Raw genomic sequence first — 25017 nt, 5'->3', positions numbered from 1 at the left:
TTTTCGTATAAAAATCTAATTTCAGTGTTTTCACCTGTTCTTCAAATAATTCAAGATTTATTGGTGAAAACCATTGTCCAAATGAAGTTTTTCGTGTAATCTTGTCCATGAGATGTGTCCTTTATTAGTGGATTTGGACGGGTTACCACCTGACTTATCCATTATAAAGGACTTTTTCTTTGCATAAAATAATTTATTGAAGATTTCGAATGTTTTTAATAGTAAAACAAAATTAGTGCAACACTAGTGTTGTCATGATATTCTCCATAATTTTTTATTCATAATATCATTTTAAGGTTGATGAAACCAAGTAGTTTCCATAAAGCTGAACTAATCTTCAGCTTTCTTTGATGAATGTTATTCTATATCGGCCGCTTAAGAGTGTGATAAAGGTTTATTCTAAATAATTTTGATAAAACGATTGAATAAGATATTCATAAAATGAAACTATTTTTATTTACCAAGTAATTGCATAAATTCATCTAAACGAGTAAAAATATTCAGGACTAAATAACTACAAAATTTAAAGAATGGTGGATCATATGTTAAATAAACTTGAAAAAAATATCTTATATACACTAATTTGCTTAGTTGTTTTAATAACACCACTATCTATTATCGGTAAGGATTATAGAAAATGGCTTCTTACTTTTTTCATTAACTCTTACGTAAATATTTTTGTAGCATCCGCCTTAGCATCAAAAGGTTATTTGAAATATCCGGTTAGGTTATTACCTACCTTTTATAAAAGTAGCATTATATATGATTATTTTTTATGTTCAACGCTGACAACCTTATTTTGTAGAACAACGATAAAAGACAATTGGAAGCGTGCACTTTGGAAAGTATGGCTTTTTGCATTACCTCAAGGATTATTAGAAGGTGTTTTAGAGAGAAAAACAAAACTAATTAAATACGGTAAGGGGTGGACCGTTTTTCACTCACTTTTAACTATATCAAGTGCAAAATTAACGATTAGAAGTGTTATGGTTTTGCTAGATATAATTGATCAAAAAACTTGTAATACAAATTAATCACATTTTAATCTTTCTCAATTTTCAATCGAATGAAATTACTACCGATCAGTGAGCTTACCTTTTAATCTCACGTATTGGTAGTAGTTTTGAAGCCCATCTCTCCTTCATAATAAGTAAGTATTATCGATCCGTTAATAAAATTTCCCAATGAAGATTACCTATGTTTCTTCTAAAGTAAAGACTTCAAATTTAGAATTCATGACATTCATCTTATCCAAATCCCAATCAAACATTAAAATAGCGGAATAAGAAGATTTGTGTGAGAGAAGTCGCTTTCCATTCTTTATCACGCTACTTTCAGCATCCCAAAAAGCCACTGTTTTATCTTCTCCTGTACGGTTGCAAACAAATATAGGCAAACCGGTCTCAATAGATCTTTCTTCCCACTCTCCTTCTGGTCCGTGTAAACCTGGTCCCCAAGATGAGGGGGCTACTAAAATTTCTGCTCCTTTCTTCGCTAATGTACTAGCTATGGTTTTCGGATAGGCATCTGCACATATTAATACACCAACTTTTATATACCCTAAATCTATTGCTTCAACACTTTCACCTGGTGAAGACCAATGATCTACTCTTGTAATTTTCGTTTGTTTTCCTAGTAACCTACCTTTTTTATCAATGACAAATACTGAATTATGTAACTTCCCTTCAGCTGATCTTTCTGCACAGCCGAGAAATACAGTTGTATTATTCGATTTTACAAAGTTCGAAAAATTAACCATCCATTTATTTGGTTGATGCTCAATCCAATTTTCTCCTATAATATTGGTGAACTGCAAACCACTAGTTGCCAATTCCGGTGTTATTATCCAATCAGCACCTTTTTCTGCTGCTCCCTTAGCCGCTTTTTCAATAAGACTTTGATTATGTTTAAGATCACCGGCAACTAGTAACAAATGTAATAAGGCAACTTTTATCTTTCTCATAAATGTATGTACTCCTTTATTATTATTTCAACTCTAGCTTACAACGATCATAACCTAATATTCAAATTTTAAAGGCGATGTAAGGTAAGGTCAGTTTTTGCACCTAATACAATGTACGCTAAACCTAACCCAATCCTATTAGCATTTACACTGATTGTTTTTGACGTTGACGTAATTTTTGTGTAGCTACCACCATATTTTTTAACGATGCAATGGTTTCTTCTTCATTACGTGTTTTTAAACCACAATCGGGATTAACCCAGAACTGTTCTTTTGAAATTACTTCTAAGCTATCTTTTAAAATCACATCTATTTCTTCTACACTTGGTACACGTGGGCTATGAATATCATAAACTCCTAGCCCAATACCAAGGTCATATAGATTTTGTTTCAAAGATTTTATTAGTTCGCCGTGACTTCTAGACGTTTCAATTGAAATAACATCTGCGTTAAGGTCACGAATTGGCCCTATAAAATCATTAAACTCACAATAGCACATATGCGTATGAAATTGCGTTTCATTCTGGACACTTGAAGTGGCTAACTTAAAAGCATTTACTCCCCATGCTAAATACTCATCCCAGTGTTCTTTACGTAATGGCAAGCCTTCACGTAGTGCCGGTTCATCCACTTGAATGATCGCAATGCCAGCATCTTCTAGCGCTTTGATTTCTGCTCTTAACGCCAAAGCAATTTGGTTGGCTACTTCCGCACGAGAAATGTCATCACGGACAAAAAATCAATTTAATATAGTAACAGGTCCTGTTAACATCCCTTTTACAAGTTTAGAGGCTAATCGTATAACATAGTAATAAATAATTGTACACAATTTTCTTAAAAATAGGACAAAGGGACTGAACTATTCCTATTAAGTTAAAGAATGGCCAGTCAATAAAACATAGTTTCTGCTAGTTGTTCTAAATACACTATTTTTGTAATTTTCGTGGACACCATGTAGTCCGCATAAAATAGTTTCTGCTATACCAAATATTTGTTATAGTAAATATAACAAACATTCAGAAAGGAACTATGAAAAAATGAAATGTTTTTCAATTGATTTAGACGGTACATTATTAAACTCACAACATGAAATATCTGAAGAAAATCTCAAAGTTTTACAATATTTGAAAGAACAAGGGCATAGCATTATCTTCAACACAGGAAGAGCGTATGAAGATGTGATTAAATTTGAAGCCGTGCAAAAAATAGAAGCTCCTATTTTTAGTATTAATGGGACCGTTTTATACTCAGCTTCTAGAGACGTTCTACATGAAGCCTCATTGCCAGTTTCAATTTATAAAGAGTTGTTTTCAACCTTAAAAGAACTAGGATTATGGATGATGATCTATACGAATCAAGGCGGTTTTCCTTGTAGATTTCCAATGATCATGGATAAAAGTGATGAAGAGATTGATCTAGTTTTTAAAGATTACGATTACGATTCAGTTCTTCAGAAGGATAATCTCAAAATTTATAAAGTTATGGCTGTGTCACGTAAGGATCAACTCGAAAAAATTGATCAAGCTAAGGAATTAATACAAGGGAAAATTGAAGTGTCGATGGCATCTTCGTATCCAAACAATGTTGAGTTTACGTCGATTGACGCGACAAAAGGAAAAGCTCTTCTTCGTTATCAGCAACATACGAATCAACATTTCGATGAAATTTATGCATTTGGAGACGGTGGTAATGATATTTCTCAGTTTATGGTGGCCACAACTTCTGTTGCAATGGCGAACGCACCTTTCTACATTCAACAAGAAGCCGATGTCATAACAAAGACAAATGATGAAGATGGATTTGCCTATGCTGTTCGTCATTTACTAAATATATAATAATAAGAGATTAGTTTAAAAGATTTATCATTGATATTGAAATTCTAAAAAATGGACAGGGTGTGAAGATACCTGTCCATTTTACATATTTCCTACTCTTAAATAATTGTTACTAATGAGATTAGATGATTGATTGCAATCCTTTTTAAATTAGGGGGTGCTTAAAAAATTGTTTCCTAGAGTGTCATATATTGACCTTGCCTAGCTAAATACTCTTCCTTTTTTTTATAATCTGGGACAATACTACCAACACGTCTCCAAAATGATCGATCATGATTCATATGAATCAGATGACATAATTCATGGACGATTACATAATCGATCACTTCAATAGGAGCCATAGCTAAGCGATAATTAAAACTTAATTTTTTAGTCGAACTACAGCTTCCCCACTTGACTTTTGACTCTATTATTTCAATGACTTTCGGCTTTACTCCAAGTTGTTTTTGATAAATTTCAATCCTTTTACCTACTATTTTTTTACAGCTAGAAAGATAAAATTTCTTTAGTGTTTCTTTCAGTTCTTCTTCTCCTAATTCACTGGTGTTAATTAATTCGTGAAGATAGTATTCTTTTCCAAGATACATAAACTTCCCTTGATCTTGATACTGTTTTTCCTTTGGTGGTTCTTGTGCGTCTTTCAATTCCTGTAATTTTTCTTGTATCCATTTACTTTGTTTTCCTATCGCGCTAACAATCATTTCTTCACTTGTATCCTTAGGGACCTTAACTGTAATAAATCCATTGGTTGCTATATGAATATATATTTTCTTTCGTTTTCCATATTGAATATCAAACTCTATGATGTCATTTCCAATTTCGACTTTCATAACTCACCATCACTTTATTTAATTATTTACAGATTATAGAGGAATTTTCACCGTTAATATTGGCATTTTTGCCACCTCCTAATCTAGTTCAATTATACTTTTCAAGAACGTACATTCATAATTTTTTTTTATAATCAGAATTTATAAATTTCTACCTTGGAAACTGTCTAGCGCAAGCAGCCTACGAGCTCGGTTACTTCAGTCCTTTCGCTCGTGACCAAGGCGCTTACGCTTTTTCTTAGAAAAATGAGGTTTTGAACTAAAAGCAACTATTCTGATCAAATAATTTCATACGAAGTACCTTTCAAATGCATAGGCATATGATAATTTTATAACACCTAGAAAGGAATGATCAAAATGTATTATGTTCCTAACTCATATCCATACCCTTATTACGCTACTATTAACACACCCAATAGCTCAGATTTCATACTAAGAAGTCATCAAGGAGAAGATCAACAAGTCTTTGATGCCATACTTTCAGGAATTAAAAGAGAAGCTTCAGCCATTGATCTATATAGTCGTTTAGCAAATGTAGCACCTAATTATAATCATAAAAATGACATTCTTTATGCTTTAGAAGGTAAAAAAGCTCAATTCATGCAATTTTCTAATCTATATATGACACTTACCGGGAGACAGCCTTCGTACCAAATTGATAAAATTCCTTTTCATAGTTATCAAGAAGGTTTAGAAAAAGCTTATGACGCAGAAATTGAAGGTTATGAAGAATATCAAAAAAGTTCATTACTTACTCAAAATCCATTCGTTCGAAATGTATTTTTGTGGGCTTTTACTAGCGAGAAAGAAAATGCTGCTCGATTTGGTTATTTAAACGAGGAAGTTTCCCATCATATAAAAGATTATGGTGGTAAACCGTATGTAGTTGATATTGAAGAGGTTACGAAACAAAACGATACTTTCCGTACGGCGTTATGGACAGGAAAGCATTTACAAGTGACATTGATGAGTATCAATGTTGGTGAAGACATTGGATTAGAAGTTCATCCAAACCTTGATCAATTCATACGTATTGAAGAAGGTCAAGGACTTGTACAGATGGGTGACAGCAAAGATAATTTAGATTTCCGAAAAAATGCCTCTGAAGATTTTGCGATTATGGTACCTGCTGGAAAATGGCACAATCTAACTAATACGGGTAATATACCACTAAAACTTTACTCAATTTATGCCCCACCCGAGCATCCATTTGGAACTGTACATGAAACAAAAGCAATTGCAATGGCGGCTGAAGAACATCACCATCACTAATTAATCAATAGCACTAGCAAAGCGTAAGCGGTACAGTTCTATACGTAGACCGAGTCGATTGAGATAGAGGAGAACGAAAGACAGTAGCCTTTCGTTCTCCTCACTTGCCTTCCAGGAACTGCAAAGCCTCGGTAAACGATGATATCGTGTCTTAACATTCTCATGATTTTAATACAGATTCACGTAAACAGGCAGTCTCTGAAAATCTGGAGACTGCCTGTTGAAGCAGCAAGGAAGTATTCATCCGTTACCCATATCCCAGATTTTTGTAATTAGAAACCTTTTCAAACGGCAAAACATACCTTTAAAAAGGTTTACTTTTACCGAAGAATGAAATACTAAGAAAAGCGTAAGCGCCTTGGTCACGAGCATTTGCTCCTGTGCCACTCCGTTTGCTCAAGAGCAAAGCAACTTCGAAGAAATCAAAGTAGTAGCTTCACTGTGGCGCCTTTTGACAGAAGCCAATCTCTAGACAGTTTCCAAGTTAGGTATTTTCTTTCTTACATTGTATGAAAAACCGCTCAGTACTTTCAAAAGAGTTCAACACTATTTTCCAAATTGCACTGGAGATAGCCAGTCTACAGAAGAGAAAGGTGATGTTCATGAGAGAAACACTTATTTTTATATTAATTGCAGCGCTAATGCTATTCGTCCTTATTTTTTTCGATATTTTGCTGGGACTTTCTTACAACGACATCGTAAGAAATATTTTTAAACCATTTCAAGTAATGGAACCGTACGAAGCATTATTTATGTTATTTTTTCTCATTTTCACAATTAAAAAACCCTACAATAAGTTGGTTTCTCTGTTCCGAAAGTAACTAGCCTTTGGTTAAATCTGATGATTTTTTCCTTTTTTTATAGAAGACGATGAAAGCCAAGATTAGTGGGATTACCATTTGCACGGGTCTATGAAACCAGTTAATCATTAATGCTCCCTCTTCTAAATGTTCAGGAAAACTATCTGCCATCATTAGGGAAGAAAACAAAATTAACCCGGTAATCGGATACAGTAGCTTTTTATGAGAAGCAAGCTTAAAAATATCAGCAATGCCCACTAATGCCGCGTAAATAAAGATACTTAGCTTAAAGAACCCTCCAATAATTAATGTAAGAACGACAATCGCATCTAATCGTTGTAGAAAATCCGCGATATTAATAATACTTATCACTGAAATGAGCGGAAACATTGCTCTTTGGGCCATATCAACCCCTAATACTGCAATAAACAGGGTATTATTGATAACTAATATGAATCCACTTAAAATTAGCGCTCCTATACCAACCTTTAATCCTTGCTCTTGCTTATTTAAATAAGGCAATAACATCGTAAAGACAATAACCTCACCGAACGGAAAAACAATCGTCGAAGGAAAGACAATTGCCGTTTCTAAAATAGGTCCAAAGCCTTCCTCTAGGACAGGCAATAGATTGGATAACTGAATATCACCAGAAAAGTAAAGTAAGGCGATAGACGATAAACCTAACAACATAATCACAAAAAAGAAAATTTCAGAACTTCTTGCCATCACTTCAATACCGAGATAAATCACATACATGACGGACACGACCATTAACAAATTGACAATAAAAAGTGGGGTTTCAGTAAGGACAGCAGTTAATAGTAAATCGCCAAAATCACGAAGGTTCCTCGCTGCTAAATAAAGTAAGTATAAAACGAAATAAAGATTAATTGGCAGGCTAATATAAGGACCTAATAGTTCCTTTGCATAGCTTGTGAACGGTAAATCTGGGAAGTTTTTGTATAAATAATAGTACAAGGAATATAGCAGAAGACCACCTAGTAACCCTATCAAAATTGCCAACCATACGTCTTGTTTCGCATCAAGTCCAACACCGATCACAAGAGAGGTGCCTAATGTAGAAAACATGATTAATGTAAGCAGTTGAAAGCCGTTTATTTTTGCATTCTCCATAATTGTCTCCCTACCTTTAGCTTCATTCGCATACTTGTTTCATAAAGCTGAACTTCAATCAGTGGGGTCTTACTTCCCCTTAAGAGTTGATAAAACTTTTACTTTCAGTTTTATTTGCTAAAAAGGCTCTTACACAAGCCTCAACTCGTTTTCACTCCCTTTTTCCAATTTTTATAGATGACAATCAAAGCCAAGATTAATGGAATGACGATTTGCATCGGGATATGAAACCAGTTAATCATCAATAATCCCTCTTCTAAGTGTTCAGGAAAATCACTAGCGATCATCAGGGAAGAAAGCAGAATTAAACCAGTGATTGGATACAGCAGCTTTTTATGAGAAGCAAGCTTGAAAATATCAGCAATTCCTACTAATGCTGCATATATATAAATACTTAATTTGAAGAACCCTCCTTTAATTAACGTCAGAACGACAATTGCATCTAAGCGTTGCAAAAAATCAGCGATATTAATTACACTAATGACTGTAATGAGCGGAAACGTTGTTCTTTGAGCTATATCAACGCCTAATACGGCAATAAACATAGTATTGTTGACAACTAATATAAGGCCACTTAAAATTAGCGCTCCTATACCAACCTTTAATGCTTGCTCGCGCTTGTTTAAATAAGGCAATAATATCGTAAATGCAACAATCTCACCGAATGGAAAAATAATGGTTGTTGGAAATACCGTTTTTAAAACCGGTCCCCAACCATCCTCTAAGACAGGCAATAGATTCATCAGTTGAATATCTCCAGAAAAATAAAGCAGGGTGACAGACGTTAAGCCAAACAACATAACGGTAAAAAAGAAAATTTCAGAACTTCTTGCTATTACTTCAATACCGAGATAAATAATATACATGACTGACACGGCCATTAATAGGTTCACGATAAAGAGGGGCGTTTCAGTGAGGACAGCGGTTAACAACAAATCTCCAAAATCACGAAGGTTCCTCGTCGCGATATAAAGCAAGTAAAGGACGAAATAAAGATTAATTGGTAAACTAATATAAGGGCCTAAAAGTTCTTTTGAATAGCTTGTGAACGGTACGTCTGGATAGTTTTTGTATAAAAAGTAGTACAAAGAATACAGCAGGAGCCCACCTAGTAGCCCTAACAAGATGGCAATCCAAACATCTTTCGCTGCATCAAGACCCACACCGATCACAAGCGATGTTCCCAAAAGTGAAAACATCATTAACGTAAAAAGTTGAAACCCATTGATTTTTGCATTTTCCACTTTTGATCCCCTACCCTTTAATGAAGAGGCTCCATTCTCATACCTGTTCTTCGAATAAAACCATTTACTTCTACGATAAATTTTGACTTTTCAAAATGCTCCGGCCACTGATCTTTGATTTCTTTCCATTCCTTTGGGTTACTACGGTTCAATATTTCACCAAAACCAAATATATCACTTTGAACGTTTTGGGCTGCTCTAATGGCGGTTTCAATTTCTGCTTTTATTAGCTTCTCTAACTGTTCCTCTAATTTATTTATTTCTTTCGTTTCAGAAAGCGTTATGGGAACATCCACCTCAACGATATGGCCCTCTGTCGAAATTGAAACCTTAAATGTAGGCTCTGGCTTCATTTTAAGAAAGGTTAGTTCCGTTTCAGATCTTACAATTTCTACAGCAATCACATCTTCTTGGTCTTCATAAGGCAACGTCATAACGGTACTGTCAACGTCATCCATCACCCACGAGGCCCCACGAGCGTTTTCTTCTTTTAACCAACCTTGCAATTTTCCATTTTTAAACAGACCAAGCCCAAACACTTGAGTCGTAGCAAACGATTTTGCCCTTTGGATATTATCCAATGTTTTCGCTTTTTCTTTATCACCGATAATAGTCACACCACTTAACGCTACTTCTCTGCCTTCACTCGTAAGCGCATTAATGATTTCTAACATCGTTACCACTCTATTTCGTGCAAGAAGATCATCCGTTACGGTTAAGGTGTGAAAGAGGTAATTAGACGGAACCCGTTCAAGCGAAGGTAAGATTTCCAAAACTTCAACCGCCTTTCCTTTTTGGCTAATCACCACCGGAACCGTTAACCTAGAATCGCGGTTTCGTTCAAAGATGTCAAGAACTTCATCAATCCCGCTTCGAGCAATTGCTTCACTTATGACCATTAATTGCATATGAGGAAAATATAACCTTCGTGGTGAAGTTCTCGATGCCAATCGAATGGCCCCAAACAAAGTCGCATCCCTCGCTTCATAAATGGTTGTCGTAACCCCACTACCACCTTGTTCACCTCCTGCCACTTCAAGAGGGTCTAGAATTTCGAACGAGACTAGATATTCATCAAGGTCTTCCATATAATCAATCGCTACCGCCGAAACAATGGCTAGTTCATTTAATTCATTTTGACTCCAACACCCTGACAAAACGAGCAGACTCCAAAGAAAAAAAAGAATTTTTTTCGTAATAACCATGACTGTTCCCCTTTTTTGCTGTCTATGTCTTCTTTGGCGAAGGTTGTAAACCTTGCTTCATTCGCTTTTTGTTTTTTTGACTATATAATCGCGGTCTAGTTTGATTCGCCCATATCGGCAACCGAAAAATGGCATCCTTTTGATCAGACAAATTAAACGGCGCAAATGGCGTTAAATAAGGAATGCCAAACGAACGAAGACTACATAAATGAGCAACTAACATCAATAGCGCTAACGTAATACCGTAAAAACCGAATGTCCCCGCAAAAATCATCATAATAAACCTGAGCATTCTCGCTGACACCGCAAGATCATAAGAAGGAGTCGTAAAACTCGCAATTCCTGTCGCTGCTACAACAATAACCATGGATGCCGATACTATTCCAGCCTGAACAGCTGCTTGACCAATTACTAAGGCGCCAACAATTGAGACAGCTTGGCCGATTGCTCGTGGCATGCGGATCCCCGCTTCTCGCAACACTTCAAATGTAAACTCCATTAATACCGCTTCAATGAGTGCCGGAAAGGGAACTCCTTCCCTTTGAGCCGCTAAACTTACAAGCAGTGTTGTTGGAATTAAATCTTGATGAAACGTAATGGCTGCAACATAAATCGAAGGTCCGAGTAGGGCAATCAAAAAAGAAATATACCGTAAAATTCGAATTAATGAACTAATATCATAGCGTTGATAATAGTCTTCTGCTGCATGAAAAAATTGTGGTAAGGTTACAGGTACGATTAATGAAACGGGATTTCCATCAACTAAGAGAATCACTTTTCCCTCTAATAAATGGCCAACAGCTACATCTGGGCGCTCTGTCACAAACACAGTCGGAAACGGTGTAAATGTTTCGTCCTCAATAAATTCCTGGAACTGAGCAATGGTAACAACCTCGTCTGTGTCAATTCGATTTATTCGCTCTTTTACTTCCTGAACAATCTTGTCATTTACAATTCCTTTTACGTACATGATCCCTACATTTGTTTGTGTCAATTCACCTACTTCGAACGTTTCAAGCCATAAATTCTGAGTTTTTAACCTTCTCCTGATTAAGGTTAAATTAACGCTAAGTGACTCAATGAAACTATCCTTTGCCCCTTTCACGGAAATTTCACTTTGTGGTTCTTGAATGCCTCTCCAATTACCATTTTGGGTACTAAGCGCGAATCCTATTTGACTACCTTCGACTAAGAGGATCGTTTTACCCGACAATAATGAAAGGTATAAGCTTTTCCAATCAGTGATCTCTTCCATGTCTACAAAAGGTAGCAACGTTTCTATTTCAGTATGTAAAATCGGATGCTTAGGAGCGTCCTTGGTTTCAACTTCATTTACTTCTAACCCCATTAACGGTTCCAAAATAAAATCCCTAATAGCATCCTCATCAATGAGCCCATCAATATATATAACAGCACCTTGGTTTGGAATTTCTGTAGCCACCGTAAAACGGCGGATGGCCAGGTCAGAGCTATTGCCTAATTCAGTTGAAATTTTGTCAAGGTTACTCGTTAACTCATCACTAATCAATGGTTCATCCGTATTGCTTTGTGCTTGTTTACTTTGTTCACTTTGTTTCATCTCTCCGCTTTTTGAGGCTTGTAATAGCTCAGCAAGCTTCTTTGTTTTTTTGGTTTGATTGACATTTGGAGCCATCACGCTCTTCTCCTTATGGATACAAAATGATTAGTTTTATGTTAACCATATATTAACCAGTTATGTAAAAATACCCTGTAATGCATGATATGGTTCTCCGTTAAATGTTGAGTAGATAAACCTTAGGCTACTGTGCTTCGCTTGGTGGCCTTATCATTTTCCGATGGAATTCCCTCGAAAAATGATAAGGCTTTTTTAATAAAGCGTACTATCCAACATGAAACCCTATTCTTTTATACTGATGTAACAATAATATTTTCGCTCGGAAACGCTCAAAACTTCTAAAGCCAAAAGCTTTTCTTTTTAAGACTTTTGTAGAAGTATTTATCCCTTCTAAAGATCCATTTGATTACTTATATTAATCAATTTCCTAATTGTTTATTTTCGCTACTCTGATACTAAGTGCTGTCCCTTTGATAGCCCGAATAGAAACAACTGGTTCCACTCGATCGATGTTCGTCATAACGCTCTACAAAAGGTTTTTTTCACAAATCGCTTACCACAACGGCAAACATATTTACGTTTTCTATAGTACAACTGTGTTAAACGCTCAAATATCTTTAAGTGTTGAACCCTTTGAATTCGGTAATGAAATCAAGCTGTGATAGAATTGCATCTTGGGCACCTTTGAGCTATACGCTCCACCTCCACCAAAAAAAGAAGAATATCACCACGAACCTAATTGTTTGGCTACCCCAACAATTATTATAGAGCCTGATTTTTAAATATTTTATAACTTAAATTTATGTATGTAGAACTTCTAGAAAAACAAATAAACACCGCAAATGTCCACTATTTACGAACATTTGCGGTGTTTGTATTTTTATCCTACTCTATAGAGCAGTAAGAACCTACTGATTGTAGTTCAGCGTGTTTTAATAGTGAGGAATCTCTATTAGCTGAAACTAAACCAGTACTGATAATCACCGGCTAAATAGAGTGAATCAATGAAAAATTAGTATAAAACACTGAGACTCCTCCAAAACGAATAGACATGATTGTTTTTCGGTCATGAATACATTTCTTTCGTGACCGATTCCTCTTATTTCTACGCTTCTCGACCTCGCTATCATTAAACTAAGGACTGTTTAGGAATTCATAACAATCCCATCGAAGTAGAGCTATAGTCCTAATCCTAATCTTAGTATATTTTATTATTAAGCTATCAAAATACTTTATTTAATAGTCAAACCAAGCTCAAAAACTTCCTTCTTTCCGTACTCTACTCTTCTCTCAGAAGCTTCACTTTTTAAAATCCTATTTATAGTAGAACTAATTTCTATTCAATCGTGATAACTGTTCCGTCAAACTTTGTTAATGTAAATCCACTAAATTTCTCGTTATACGTTTTCCGATAATCTTTAAGGACTTCAATTGCAACCGCTTCTCCAAGCCTCATACCCTCAACGCCGTCCGTTCGCCAATGAACACCAGCCATATCTCGGCCAAATGAAATATTAGATGCAAGTTTATTCAATTCACCCCCAATTGTTAAAGAAGTTCCTGAATAAGGCACTAGTTTAAGTCCATCCATACTAGCTGAAACTGGATTAGGAATAACAAACTCTTCATTAAAGTATGCCTTAAGAACGGTTACCCCTGCTCCGGCAATACAAGCATGCCCAGCAGGATAAGCTGGATGGGTCGGGCACCCTTCTGGATAAGACATTGGTAATAAATAGGTTCCATACTTTTTGAACACTTTTGCTATCGCCTTCGAATGAAGTAATTCTTCATGGATTGGGTAATTGGCAGCATTCGTTAGGTGATTGTGGACCCTTCCCCCAAACTCTTCTGGACGTAGTCTACAATGAACTGAAAATTTATGAAACCACGCAGCTTCTAATGCTACACGTGTCACTTTTGCGATTAAATCTAAAATATGCGGTGCACCAAATGTAATAAAACCACCTTGACTTGCAGAATTAATATATGGATTATTTGGACAAAGCGCTTCTCTTCCAAATTGATTTAAGATCAAACAAGCTGAAAGTGGGCCTTGGTACGAAAAGTCATAATGAACATATTCCCCTAAATCACGGCCGTTACGAATATAGCGCGGAGTTGAATCAAAATTAGGTTCTGCAAAAGTTCCACCGTTTTGGATATTCAACCATTCTTCATACGATGTCATATAATCAGAACCTTTGCATGTGCTACGATAACGTTGAGGTAAAGTTGTTGCTCCAAACGGAATGTCTTTATACAAAAATTGCGAGACATATGGCCCTACGAGGTCCCCTGGAGTATCACCGCGAAATAAAGTACGAGTAGTCACATTCCCCTTTACTTTCGGACCACGAAAATCTGATAAACTTGATAACTCTTTTGCAGCTTCTCTAGTGGATCGATGTGTAGCGTATTCTCCAAAGTGAATGTCTCGTGTTAAAGCCCTCCACAACAATTCAACCATTTCACTTGCCTCCCAGGAACTGCTAAACACAGGGGGGCTCGGTAAACCTAATTGATGACAATCGGCGCCGATTAGGTCATAAACAAATGACGCTTGTGGATTTGCAAGTTTAACAACTCCTCCAAGAGGAATGGCTTCAAAGTCATCAGGATTACTGCTCTTTAATGCCTTAATATACGTTTTATAGGCTTTTAGGTCAACTTCACCTAAAGAATTATGTGGTAATGCCTTTGAAAAACTTCCAATTTTATTTCGAAAATTAAATTCATCACCATTACATTGATGATGTACACGAGCAAGCTCCTTATATATTTTTGCAGTTTTTTTACGAAGGTGGTACGCTTTTTTGCTTCTATCTTTTGCACTTATTGGCCCCATGACACATCTCGTTTTGTTTTTATCCAAGTTATCACCACCCTTTTACAGATTAAGAAAGCAAATTAATTCCTTCCAAAATTATATGCATGAAATTCGGGTAGAGAACTATTTGAATTCCCTAAAATATGCCTACTGAATAACCATAATTAATATACATACCAAACCTATATTTACACACGTTCTCCGTCGCTATTTTTAGCTTTTCACACTTAACAATAACGTAAGCATCAAAACTCATATTGGTGGTTGAGGCGGGTTTAATGCTAAATTCGCTTCTTTATATAATCAGAATTTATAATAAAACATACTATGCTTACCATAACGGGTTCCGTTACCTATCGCAAACATTAAAAATGTATTATTAATTGACCGTCAAATTTTATGCTAATTTGACGGTCAATTTCTGTTGATATAAAAGGATTTACTAAAAAATTTATACAAAATATGTATCACAAAATGTTATACCAATTGTCCATAGAGACTAGCCAATATATATTTACATTTCTATATACAATTTCATACACATTAATTCGGACATAAATTTACTAATAAAATAGTTGTATTAAGCCGATGAAGGACAAAACTAGGCTGAAACGAATGCTAAGTGTTCTTCATTAAGCCGGTGAAGGTCAAAACTAGGCTGAAACGAATGCTAAGTGTTCTTCATTAAGCCGATGAAGGACAAAATCGAAACAAGACAAGCGCCTTGGTCACGAGCAGCTGCTCCTGTGCCACTACGTTTGCTCAAGAGCAATTGTTTTCCGTGCGACGAGTAACCGCAGAAGCAAAGCTGCATGAAGCTAGACGTTATTCATGTAGTTATTGAAGTCAGTAGCTTGACTGAAGTGACCGAGTTCGTAGGCTGCTTGCGCTAGACAGTTTCCAAGTTAGAAATTTATAAATTCTGATTATGATATAAAAAAGCACTTAATCGAAGTGTTTTACATTTGATTAAGTACTTCATATCAATATTGTTTTATTCATGATTTTTCTTCAAAGTCAAAGCGCTAAATGTTTATGAAAAGAAAAAAATACCTATCCATCAAATACACCCCAGATGGACTGATACTTTTTTCTTTTTATATCAGAATACAACCCGTAAAGAAAAACCTTTAACCTTTCTTCTTTTCAAGTAATAGTTGTTTAATTTCGTGAATATCTTGCTTTAATTCTTGATTCTCTTTAAATAATCGCTCCATTTGTTCCTCTCGATTCGCATCGTCCTCTTGGGACAAATAGCTTAAGATAACGGCTACGACAAGGTTTAAAATCACTAATGCTCCAATAATGATAAAGGTTACAAAGTAGAGCCAAGACCATGGCACTTCACTAATGATTGGTCTAGCCACCTGACTGGCCCAAGATTCAAACGTTACTACTTGCATCAAAGTGAAAAGCGCTGTATGAAAACTACCAAAAAACTCATAAGGAAGAACCTCACTAAAAAAGGTTGTTCCAATAATCGCATAAATAGAAAAAATCAAAAGTGTTAACCCTAAAATCCCTGTTAACGCTGGTACGGATTTCATTAATGAGTCAATGATTTTCCGTAAAGCAGGAATTGCTGGAATCATTCTTATCAAACGTAATACCCTGATTAACCTTAGTACGCTAACGAATGGTGTTGAGTAAAACACTAAGCTTCCTATGACGATACTAAAATCAAACCAATTCCATCGATCAGAAAAATAACCTTTGAAACCTAAGCCAATGATTTTTACTAGTAGTTCTACTACAAAGATCCAAACAATGATTTTATCTAATGCTAATAATAGATGATTCCCGTTAAAATATGTCTCACTAATGATAATAAGTCCATTTAATAGAATTATTGCTATCACCATTGGCTGAAAATATTTATGCTCGACCAGCTGTCTAATAGTAGTTCGAAAAGAGATATTGGTACTATTCATTTCTTCTTTCTTTTTCAATTCCATGACTATTTTTCCCTTCCATCAAGTTACTAATGTTTTCTCTATTATTATACCATTTAACCTATTTAATATATTACAATAAGGGGCAAAAAACTTCATCAATTTTGATTTATAAAGCTGAACTTCAATCAACGGGGCTTTTTCATCAAAATTGCACCAGATCTTGACAATTGAAACCTTTTGCGATTATAGTTATATATATAACTATATGACCGTATAACTAATACTATAAGGTGGTGATTACTGTTGAGTTTTTTTCATGATAAAAAACCAATCTTTTTACAAATCAAAGAAAAAATAGAAGACCAGATATTTAAAGACCAAATAAAGGAACATGAGAAAATTCCGTCAACGACGCAAATGGTTCAATTTTATAAGGTTAATCACATTACAGTTTCTAAAGGGATTAATTTACTCGTGGATGAAGGAATTATATACAAAAGAAGGGGTGTAGGAATGTTTGTTGCAAAAGGAGCAAAGGAAAAGTTAGTACAACATCGAAAAGATTTGTTTGCTGATACCTTTGTGTTACCTATGCTGCAGGAAGCCGAAAAACTGAGCTTAACAGATGAGGATATTTATGACATCATTCAAAAATTAAGGGGGCATAAAGAAGATGGAATTTAACGTGAAAGTGTCAAATGTAGTAATGAGATATAAAGATTTTGTAGCACTTAAGGGAGTGTCTTTTACCCTTGAGCAAGGAAAAGTTTATGGTTTACTCGGTAGAAATGGCGCTGGAAAAACGACATTACTGTCACTATTAGCCTCTTTTATCGAGCCTACATCAGGTACCATTCTCATCGGTGGAGAAAATCCATTTGAAAATAGTAAAATCATGCCGCATGTTTGCTTTATATACAATACAAATTACAAAGACGAAGACGAGACTGTCATGAGTTATTTCGAGTTTGCAGAACGATACCGCCCGAACTTTGATCGTGATTATGCGAAACAGCTGGCTACAAAATTTAAGCTTCCATTAAATAAGCCATTAAATAAACTTTCAAACGGTATGCAGTCTGCTTTCAATGTCACGCTCGGTCTTGCTACTCGCTCACAAGTCACCATTTTTGATGAAGCATATTTAGGTATGGATGCTCCGACTAGAGAATTGTTTTATCAAGAAGTTTTGGAAGAACAAGTGCGTCAGCCAAGAATCATGATTTTGTCTACTCATCTTGTATCTGAAATGGAATATTTATTTGATCACGTATTAATTGTTAATCATGGTCATTTGATAATTGACGAACCGTATGACGAGTTCATTAGTCGTGGGGCTTCAGTTACCGGCGAAGCTAGTGAAGTCGAAAAATTTGTTAAAGGCATGAAACAATTAAGTATGCAACAACTCGGGAGGACGAAATCGGTCATGACATATGGTGAAATTAATGATGACGCACAAAAAGAGGCTAGAAAACTAGGCCTTGAAATCGGCCCTGTTTCCCTACATGATTTATTTATCCATTTAACAAAAGAGGAGGAACATTATGAAACAAAACGTTAGTTCTACACGTTCCAAAATATCAATTGACTTATTTTCAATTCAGATGAAATGGTCTTCATGGTTTATCGCGATCGTTTTTGCTATTTATTTAATTGTCCACGGATTTGTTGAGAAATTAGACGAAAACTTTATCTCATTTATTTTTCGGTCATCAAAAATTTACATGCTTATCATTGGAATTGTTTCTTGTTTCGCCTTTCTCACCTATTTTGTAAAAAACGGGATTACCCGAAAAGATTATTATACAGGTTCAGTAATCGCTGCCACCTTAGTAGGGTTTTCAATTATGTTAATCGCAACAATCATAACATCAGTTCTTACGTTAATTGAAACTTATACAACTATTTCTTTCGGAAGTGCTTATATACATTTCGTCGAACAAAATTCATCTTGGTTACTTTCGTTCGTTACATTCAGCCTAATTATTATTTCTTACTATGTTGCTGGTTGGATAATTGCGCTAGGCTTTTACCGGTTCGGCGGTTGGGGTGGATTTGGTTCAATACTAATTGCGATTTTATATATGTCACTAACAGACCTACTTTGGGAAGGAGACCTATCTCACCCATTAGCAGCATTACTGAAAATTTCAAAACCGACAATGTCACTACCATCATCAATTCTCGGTACGCTACTCCTATTGGGACTTGGACTATTCATTATTCGCAAAATAACGAAACGAATACCGATTAAGTTGGAGTAATGAACCGAGGGTTGGGACAATGAACTGAATCTTTGTCCCATTATTATTCCATAAGGCTTACGCTAGACAGCTACCTAAGTAAAAGTGTTATACTTTACCGTATAGTATGTTGAAACAGTGGGAAGGTCTATGACCTCAGTAAAAAAGGAGCAACTTCATGCAAAAAGAACAAAAAAATACCCTTAAACCATTTTTCTGTCTTATTTTATCTACCAAAATACCTAAATTCGCACTTGCAATTGGTCTTATTTGCAGTCTTATTACAACACTTATAGGACTTAGTATCCCACTTCTTACAAGAGAAATGGTCGATGGTTTTTCAATGGAAAATTTGAATACTTTCTTAATCGCTGCCATCATAATCGTGTTTATTTTACAAGCCGTCATCGACGGTTTATCGATGTATGCATTGGTCTATACAGGTCAGAAAATCGTTGCAAGTTTACGAGAAAAAATGTGGTTCAAACTTTTACGATTACCCGTTAATTACTTTGATAAAAATAAAAGTGGTGAAACTGTCAGCCGTGTCGTTAATGATACAGGTATTGTAAAAGACTTAATCTCACAGCACTTCCCTCAATTTATTAGTGGGATCATTACAATTATAGGTGCTGTTATCATCTTGTTTATTATGGACTGGCAAATGACATTATTAATGTTAATTGCCGTTCCAATCACTGTCATTTTTATGGTCCCTCTTGGAAGAAGAATGTCAAAAATCTCTCGTGGACTCCAGGATGAAACGGCGAATTTTACAGGAAATGTACAACAAACTCTTAGCGAAATTCGATTGATGAAAGCTTCCAATGCAGAAGCAACTGAAGAAAAGAAAGGTTTAGTTGGCATTAACAAACTTTTTTCCTACGGATTAAGAGAAGGTCGAATTTTTGCTCTTGTCGCACCACTTATGTATCTCGTGGTCATGGTCGTTATTGTCATCATTATTGGATATGGTGGTATTCGTGTAGCAGATGGCACAATGTCTACCGGTTCACTTGTTGCTTTTTTACTGTATCTTTTCCAAATCATTTTTCCGATAACGTCCTTCACTATGTTTTTCACTCAACTTCAAAAAGCAAAAGGGGCTACAGAACGTATCATCGAAATTTTGGATGTCAATGTAGAAGATGGACAAGAAGGAAAAGATATAAATATATCCAACCAACCGGTTTATGTCGATCATGTCTTTTTTTCCTACAGTGATGAGGAATCGGTCTTAAAAGATGTTTCATTTGACGTACAACCAGGGTCGATGGTTGCATTTGCTGGTCCGAGCGGTGGTGGAAAAACAACTATGTTCGGACTGCTCGAACGTTTCTATGAGCCAACCTCTGGTGATATTCGAATAGGCAGCACATCTATAAAAGACCTATCAATGTATTCTTGGAGAAAACAAATCGGATATGTTTCACAAGATAGCCCGATGATGGTAGGAACAATACGAGAAAATTTATGCTATGGGTTAGAGGATCGTAACGATATTGACGATGTTCGTCTATGGGAAGTAGCGAAAATGGCCTATGCAGATCAATTTATTAAAGAGTTTGCGAAGGGCCTTGATACAGAGGTCGGTGAGCGTGGCGTCAAACTTTCAGGTGGTCAAAGACAACGAATCGCTATTGCGCGAGCATTTTTAAGAGATCCGAAAATGTTAATGATGGATGAAGCAACAGCAAGCCTAGATAGTCAATCAGAAGGAATTGTACAACAAGCCTTAACGCGACTTATGGAAGGCCGAACAACCTTTGTTATCGCTCATCGTTTATCAACGATCATAAATGCTGATAAAATCATTTTTATTGAAAAAGGTCAAGTAACAGGAATCGGAACTCATCAAGAACTTGTTCAATCCCATGATCTCTATAGAGAATTTGCAGAACAACAATTAGCCTAATAAGAAAAGAACAAACGCCTTAGTCACGAGGGATTGGCACGGGAGTTAGACGGTTTTGTAACTCAGAAGTTAAACTTCCTTACCATGTAAAAAAAGCAACTCCTATAGTTAATTAATTTGGTCAAAAATTATTGTGAAAAGTCTAAATAAAAGTAAGATCCACTTCTTTTTGAAGTGGATCTTCTTTTATTGATTGTACCACTGTTACGTTAAAAGCATTTCTCTTTTGTCTTCTCGCAATCTTTTCTGGAATTTGCATAAGAAATTTCTCCACTCAATAATTAATCATCTTTTAAAAGATGTTGTAATGAATCAAAGAAAGCTTGGAATGATAATAATGCATGTAAAATAGGAGGTGTAATGATGACAAAACGTAATAATAAAGGTAGTAAAAATCAAAGCTCACCAAGTAGAGGCGGTAAGTTAGACACGGAATTTGGTCAAGAGATAGCTAGTGGTGATAATAATAAAGGAACGGAATATAACTCTAAACGAGGTAGCAAATCTCAATTAAAAAACCCAAATAATCATTAATTGTAATAGGAACCAGGTACTGGTTCCTATTTTATGCCAATGCCTATCACCAAACAAGGAAATTAGATTTCCATTTTACGATAAAGACAAAAAAGCGATAACCTTGATTCAGTTATCGCTTGAGCCTAATACATTGATTAATTCTTATTTTTCTCTTTTCCCTAAACGGAGTGCCTGCTTCATGCCATCTTTAAATGAAAACTTACCATACATGAGCACACCACCTTTATAAATACGTGCCGCTAAAATATTAATTAGTATGACACTTATAATAAGAACAGTTAGAATGATTAAGATTTCCCATGTAGGTACCGTGGTCATTCCCATACGAAGGAATAACAATTGTGGCGTAAAGAACGGTATATAAGATAAAACTGTAATGTAGCTCGCATCTGGTACGTTAAGACCGAAAATTGAGACGAAAAATGCAATCATCGCAAGAAAGATAAGCGGTTGTATAGCTTGATTTACTTCTTCTGCTCGACTTACTAGCGCACCGAGCATAGCTGCTACTCCACCGTATAATAAATACCCTAATACGATAAGTAAAAAAGCATATCCTAATAGTGAAACGTCAATGACATCACTAAAGAGTGTTCTAAGGTAATTCGCACCGCTAATAATGTAACCAACATAAGAAGCAACTAAAATGATCAATAAGTTAACAATTCCAGAAAGTCCGATCCCAATGATTTTACCAAACATTTGGGTTACTGGGTTTACACTTGATACAATTAGTTCCATTACCCTTGACGATTTCTCTGTAGCTACTTCGGTAGCGATCATTGATCCAAATAATATTATGATCATATAAATAGCAAATACTAGTCCGTAAACCATCCAATAAGATTGCATATGACTTTCCTCTGTTTGTACAGTTCCATTTTCACTTAGAGGTAATTCGCGAAAATTAATCGGATTGTAAATCATCGCTAATTCTTCTTCATTTAAACCTAGTTTATTCGTAACAACGGTTTCCTTCGTACGTTGAACATCCATTCTCACTTGCTGGGACAACATAAAGTTAGTACCCGCGCCGAAAAGTTCTGCTTCTAGATTTAGAGTGTCCCCAGATACTGCAAGCACATAATCATATTCATTATTTTCTGCTGCTGTTTTTGCCGATTCTAAATCACCATTTCTATAATTTATATAGTTAAATTCCCCTTCTTTAAAAGAAACGAGTAACTCTACAATGTCATTATTTACCGTATCACTAACGATCGCAATAGTAGATTTTTCAACTTTTTCATCGTCTCCTGAAAAAAGATCTACAATCGTTCCAATATTCATTAATCCAATGACGATGACAGACATAATAATAGTCGACCACATAAATGCTTTCGACTTAAGTCTTTTTGCTGCAGTATGCGTCACCGTTATCCAGAAATTATTCATCTGCATCACCCCCAACCTTATCAATGAAAATATCATGTAACGACGGTTCTTCCATTTCAAACTTACGAACAAAACCTTTTTCCGTAATCTTACGGAAAATATCTTCTGCCACATTTTCGTTTTCCACTTTTACTACTACGCCGTGTTTTGATTTCTCCATTGAATAAACTCCATTGACAGACTCGATGAAATCTAACTCATAGTCGGCACGAATACTAACGCTTTTAATTCCATAGGATCGCTTAATTTCCCTTAAGTTTCCGTGCAAAACTGGCTTCCCACGTTTTAACATAATCAGATCTTCACACAGTTCCTCTACATTACTCATTTGATGACTTGAAAAAACAATCGTCGTACCTTCTCGTTGAAGATCGAGCACTGCTTTTTTTAGCATATCTGAGTTGACAGGGTCAAGACCGCTAAAAGGCTCATCTAAAATTAGTAGCTCAGGCTTATGTAACACCGCAGCCATAAATTGAATCTTTTGTTGATTTCCTTTTGAAAGCTCTTCTACCTTCTTATTCTCATATTCAGGAACTTGAAATCGCTCAAGCCAATGGCGCATTTCTTTCATTATTTCTGGCTTTTTCATACCTTTTAGCCTCATTAAATAAAGTAATTGTTCCTTAACTGTTAATTTCGGAAATAATCCTCGTTCTTCCGGTAGATACCCCACTAAATGCGTACGTTTATAAGTGATCCGCTCTCCATCCCAAGTGACCGTTCCTTCTGTAGGGTCAAGCAGCCCAAGAATCATTCGAAAAGATGTTGTCTTGCCTGCCCCATTCGCTCCAAGCATTCCAAACATTTCTCCTTTTTCTACTCTAAGAGAGATACCATCAACAGCATAATGATGGTCAAACTTCTTTTTAATACCTTTTATTTCTAATGTCATGTCCTTCTCCTTCCTACTTACCTTAGTAAACTCTGATTCTTCGAAAAATAAAGCAATGTTGTTCAACAAGATATATTTTTCTCATACACTTCTTTTGGTTGCACCGAAATAGGTTTCCATTGATTAATACGATTAAAAATAACAAAAGTTTCGAGATTTATAATTTTTTTACCTGAGCATCAGAAAAATGGAATTGGAAGTCAATTAATTCATTATGCAGTGAAAAAGGCAAAATTTTTTTTATTACTGCTCCTGTTACTTTTTATCAAACTGATTTGTACTTAAGGGTTATAGACACCCACCTCTAAGCGCAGCGTAGGTGGGAACTTCATTTAGGTGGAGTTGAGACTCCATCTGAATTTCCGATGTTTTAGCGAAGCAAGAACGAGTTCTCTTATACAAACGGGTATTGATTTAGCTGACATACTGAAAAGCTTATTGGACACGACAATGTTTTTCAACAAATTGTAATACCTATTATGTATGCTACAAGTTAAATTTAGACTTAAGGTAATGATATACACCGTCTTCATAACAAGTATATTCCGTTACAGCATTGGCGATTTCTTTAATATAGTCCGGTGCATTTTTCATGGCAACAGCATGCTGAGCAAAGTTTAACATTGGTAAATCATTGTCACTATCGCCAATGACCATAATTTCAGTTTCAGATAAATTAATTCGTTGTAAGATTTGATTTATTCCTGTTGCTTTATTTACGTTTGCTACCATTACTTCTACATTGTGTTTGGAAGATATAGAGGTAGAAAAATCGATCTCTTCCTTTAATAGATCAAGCTCCTGTTTCCATCTATTAATATGTTTTCCGTTCTAGCAAAGAAATAAAATTTCGAAAACTTAGTTTAAGATTGTACCATCCATATCTAAAAAAATAGCTTTTGGATTTTCTGCCACTACTTTCTCCTCCTACTGTATTTAAGTTCCTTTTATTTTATCATACACTAAGAAACAGATGGGCTTGTTTAACTTATTTACGTTTCAATCCAATTAACTTCCTTCACTAAAATGCTTCTTTATTTAGCTTCTTCTAGATACATATACTTGTTGGAAGAGGACGTTGGAAAGTTGGAATATGATATAAAGTTGAACTTCAGTGGGGGGATTCTTTCATCCCCCACCTAAACTTTTCGATTTATTTACGTTTTGAGGTGGGGGTCTTACTCAATGTCATCAGGCTAAAGAGCCAATAACTTACAAATTACATCTAAACCTCTAAATCAGGAAAATATAATCCAGTCTAAAGAAAAGTTTATCAACCAACTTAGGAAAAAAGGCAATAGGATACCCGGGGCTTGTATGTCATTTTTTTACAAGTCCTTGTTTTCTTACTCTCCAATTCTATTAAAAGCTTACACGTTACTCTTTTAAGCTAAAACGAAAATCCTTACAGACATCTCTTT

At 35.5% G+C, this 25017-nt stretch carries 19 protein-coding genes and 4 pseudogenes; 9 read left to right on the top strand and 14 right to left on the bottom strand.

Going from position 1 to position 25017, the window contains the following annotated elements:
- Positions 1-542: 542 nt before the first annotated feature.
- Positions 543-1034 (top strand): CBO0543 family protein, encoded by a 492-nt coding sequence (locus BKP37_RS15630; protein ID WP_071310559.1) that lies wholly within the window; start codon positions 543-545, stop codon positions 1032-1034.
- A gap of 161 nt (positions 1035-1195) precedes the next feature.
- On the opposite strand, the gene BKP37_RS15625 is transcribed toward BKP37_RS15630, so the two are convergent.
- Positions 1196-1963: a carbon-nitrogen hydrolase family protein gene (locus BKP37_RS15625; RefSeq protein WP_071310558.1), complete on the bottom strand. Its 768-nt coding sequence runs from the start codon at positions 1961-1963 to the stop codon at positions 1196-1198.
- Between the two features lie 145 nt (positions 1964-2108).
- Positions 2109-2771 (bottom strand): annotated as a pseudogene (locus tag BKP37_RS15620) (5-methyltetrahydropteroyltriglutamate--homocysteine S-methyltransferase); the annotation flags it as partial.
- 229 nt (positions 2772-3000) lie between these two features.
- Here BKP37_RS15620 and BKP37_RS15615 point away from each other — a divergent pair.
- Positions 3001-3798 carry a Cof-type HAD-IIB family hydrolase gene (locus tag BKP37_RS15615; protein ID WP_071310556.1) on the top strand — a complete coding sequence of 266 codons (798 nt, stop codon included), beginning with the start codon at positions 3001-3003 and terminating at the stop codon, positions 3796-3798.
- A 176-nt stretch (positions 3799-3974) separates the two neighbouring features.
- Here BKP37_RS15615 and BKP37_RS15610 read toward each other — a convergent pair whose 3' ends face one another.
- Positions 3975-4628 carry a M48 family metallopeptidase gene (locus BKP37_RS15610; protein WP_071310555.1) on the bottom strand — a complete coding sequence of 218 codons (654 nt, stop codon included), beginning with the start codon at positions 4626-4628 and terminating at the stop codon, positions 3975-3977.
- Between the two features lie 357 nt (positions 4629-4985).
- On the opposite strand from BKP37_RS15610, the gene BKP37_RS15605 reads away from it, so the two are divergent.
- Both BKP37_RS15605 and BKP37_RS21140 read left to right on the top strand, forming a co-directional pair.
- Complete coding sequence (locus tag BKP37_RS15605; RefSeq protein WP_071310554.1) at positions 4986-5900, top strand: cupin domain-containing protein; 915 nt, start codon at positions 4986-4988, stop codon at positions 5898-5900.
- 509 nt (positions 5901-6409) lie between these two features.
- A complete protein-coding gene (locus tag BKP37_RS21140) occupies positions 6410-6721 on the top strand; it encodes a YczF family membrane protein (RefSeq protein WP_483860435.1) in 312 nt (103 codons plus the stop codon).
- On the opposite strand, the gene BKP37_RS15595 is transcribed toward BKP37_RS21140, so the two are convergent.
- The 8 genes and pseudogenes from BKP37_RS15595 to BKP37_RS15570 form a co-directional block, all read right to left on the bottom strand.
- The gene (locus BKP37_RS15595; RefSeq protein WP_071310552.1) at positions 6722-7837 is read right to left on the bottom strand and encodes a GerAB/ArcD/ProY family transporter; all 1116 of its coding nucleotides are present in this window, start codon (positions 7835-7837) and stop codon (positions 6722-6724) included.
- A gap of 140 nt (positions 7838-7977) precedes the next feature.
- Positions 7978-9081: a GerAB/ArcD/ProY family transporter gene (locus BKP37_RS15590; RefSeq protein ID WP_071310551.1), complete on the bottom strand. Its 1104-nt coding sequence runs from the start codon at positions 9079-9081 to the stop codon at positions 7978-7980.
- A 17-nt stretch (positions 9082-9098) separates the two neighbouring features.
- The gene (locus BKP37_RS15585; RefSeq protein WP_071310550.1) at positions 9099-10286 is read right to left on the bottom strand and encodes a Ger(x)C family spore germination protein; all 1188 of its coding nucleotides are present in this window, start codon (positions 10284-10286) and stop codon (positions 9099-9101) included.
- Positions 10287-10308: 22 nt separating this feature from the next.
- Complete coding sequence (locus BKP37_RS15580; RefSeq protein ID WP_084034767.1) at positions 10309-11940, bottom strand: spore germination protein; 1632 nt, start codon at positions 11938-11940, stop codon at positions 10309-10311.
- 208 nt (positions 11941-12148) lie between these two features.
- Positions 12149-12277, bottom strand: a pseudogene (locus BKP37_RS21055) (transposase); the annotation flags it as partial.
- Positions 12278-12349: 72 nt separating this feature from the next.
- Positions 12350-12612, bottom strand: a pseudogene (locus tag BKP37_RS21050) (transposase family protein); the annotation flags it as partial.
- A gap of 607 nt (positions 12613-13219) precedes the next feature.
- Positions 13220-14731 (bottom strand): vanadium-dependent haloperoxidase, encoded by a 1512-nt coding sequence (locus BKP37_RS15575; RefSeq protein WP_071310560.1) that lies wholly within the window; start codon positions 14729-14731, stop codon positions 13220-13222.
- 1112 nt (positions 14732-15843) lie between these two features.
- Positions 15844-16668 carry an ion transporter gene (locus tag BKP37_RS15570; protein ID WP_071310549.1) on the bottom strand — a complete coding sequence of 275 codons (825 nt, stop codon included), beginning with the start codon at positions 16666-16668 and terminating at the stop codon, positions 15844-15846.
- A gap of 243 nt (positions 16669-16911) precedes the next feature.
- Between BKP37_RS15570 and BKP37_RS15565 the strand changes: the two genes are divergently transcribed.
- From BKP37_RS15565 to BKP37_RS20195, 5 genes are all read left to right on the top strand, one after another.
- Positions 16912-17292 (top strand): GntR family transcriptional regulator, encoded by a 381-nt coding sequence (locus BKP37_RS15565; protein ID WP_071310548.1) that lies wholly within the window; start codon positions 16912-16914, stop codon positions 17290-17292.
- Positions 17282-18172 (top strand): ABC transporter ATP-binding protein, encoded by an 891-nt coding sequence (locus BKP37_RS15560; RefSeq protein WP_071310547.1) that lies wholly within the window; start codon positions 17282-17284, stop codon positions 18170-18172. The genes BKP37_RS15565 and BKP37_RS15560 overlap by 11 nt, the downstream gene beginning before the upstream one ends.
- Positions 18156-18875 carry a hypothetical protein gene (locus BKP37_RS15555; protein WP_071310546.1) on the top strand — a complete coding sequence of 240 codons (720 nt, stop codon included), beginning with the start codon at positions 18156-18158 and terminating at the stop codon, positions 18873-18875. Before BKP37_RS15560 ends, BKP37_RS15555 begins: the two co-directional genes overlap by 17 nt.
- 157 nt (positions 18876-19032) lie before the next feature.
- Positions 19033-20769, top strand: a complete 1737-nt coding sequence (locus BKP37_RS15550) for an ABC transporter ATP-binding protein (RefSeq protein ID WP_071310545.1) — start codon at positions 19033-19035, stop codon at positions 20767-20769.
- Positions 20770-21132: 363 nt separating this feature from the next.
- Complete coding sequence (locus tag BKP37_RS20195; protein WP_169823160.1) at positions 21133-21303, top strand: hypothetical protein; 171 nt, start codon at positions 21133-21135, stop codon at positions 21301-21303.
- Positions 21304-21447: 144 nt separating this feature from the next.
- Here the strand turns inward: BKP37_RS20195 and BKP37_RS15545 are convergent, their stop codons facing one another.
- The 3 genes and pseudogenes from BKP37_RS15545 to BKP37_RS15535 all read right to left on the bottom strand — a co-directional run.
- Positions 21448-22701 (bottom strand): ABC transporter permease, encoded by a 1254-nt coding sequence (locus BKP37_RS15545; protein WP_071310544.1) that lies wholly within the window; start codon positions 22699-22701, stop codon positions 21448-21450.
- Positions 22694-23596, bottom strand: a complete 903-nt coding sequence (locus BKP37_RS15540; protein WP_071310543.1) for an ABC transporter ATP-binding protein — start codon at positions 23594-23596, stop codon at positions 22694-22696. Before BKP37_RS15540 ends, BKP37_RS15545 begins: the two co-directional genes overlap by 8 nt.
- Positions 23597-24082: 486 nt before the next feature.
- Positions 24083-24459, bottom strand: a pseudogene (locus BKP37_RS15535) (HAD family hydrolase); the annotation flags it as partial.
- Positions 24460-25017 lie beyond the last annotated feature (558 nt).

It is taken from the genome of Anaerobacillus alkalilacustris (assembly GCF_001866005.1).
In the GTDB taxonomy this organism is placed as follows: domain Bacteria; phylum Bacillota; class Bacilli; order Bacillales; family Anaerobacillaceae; genus Anaerobacillus; species Anaerobacillus alkalilacustris.
Note: the sequence above shows the minus strand (reverse complement) of the source record. Positions and strands in the feature narration are given on the sequence as shown.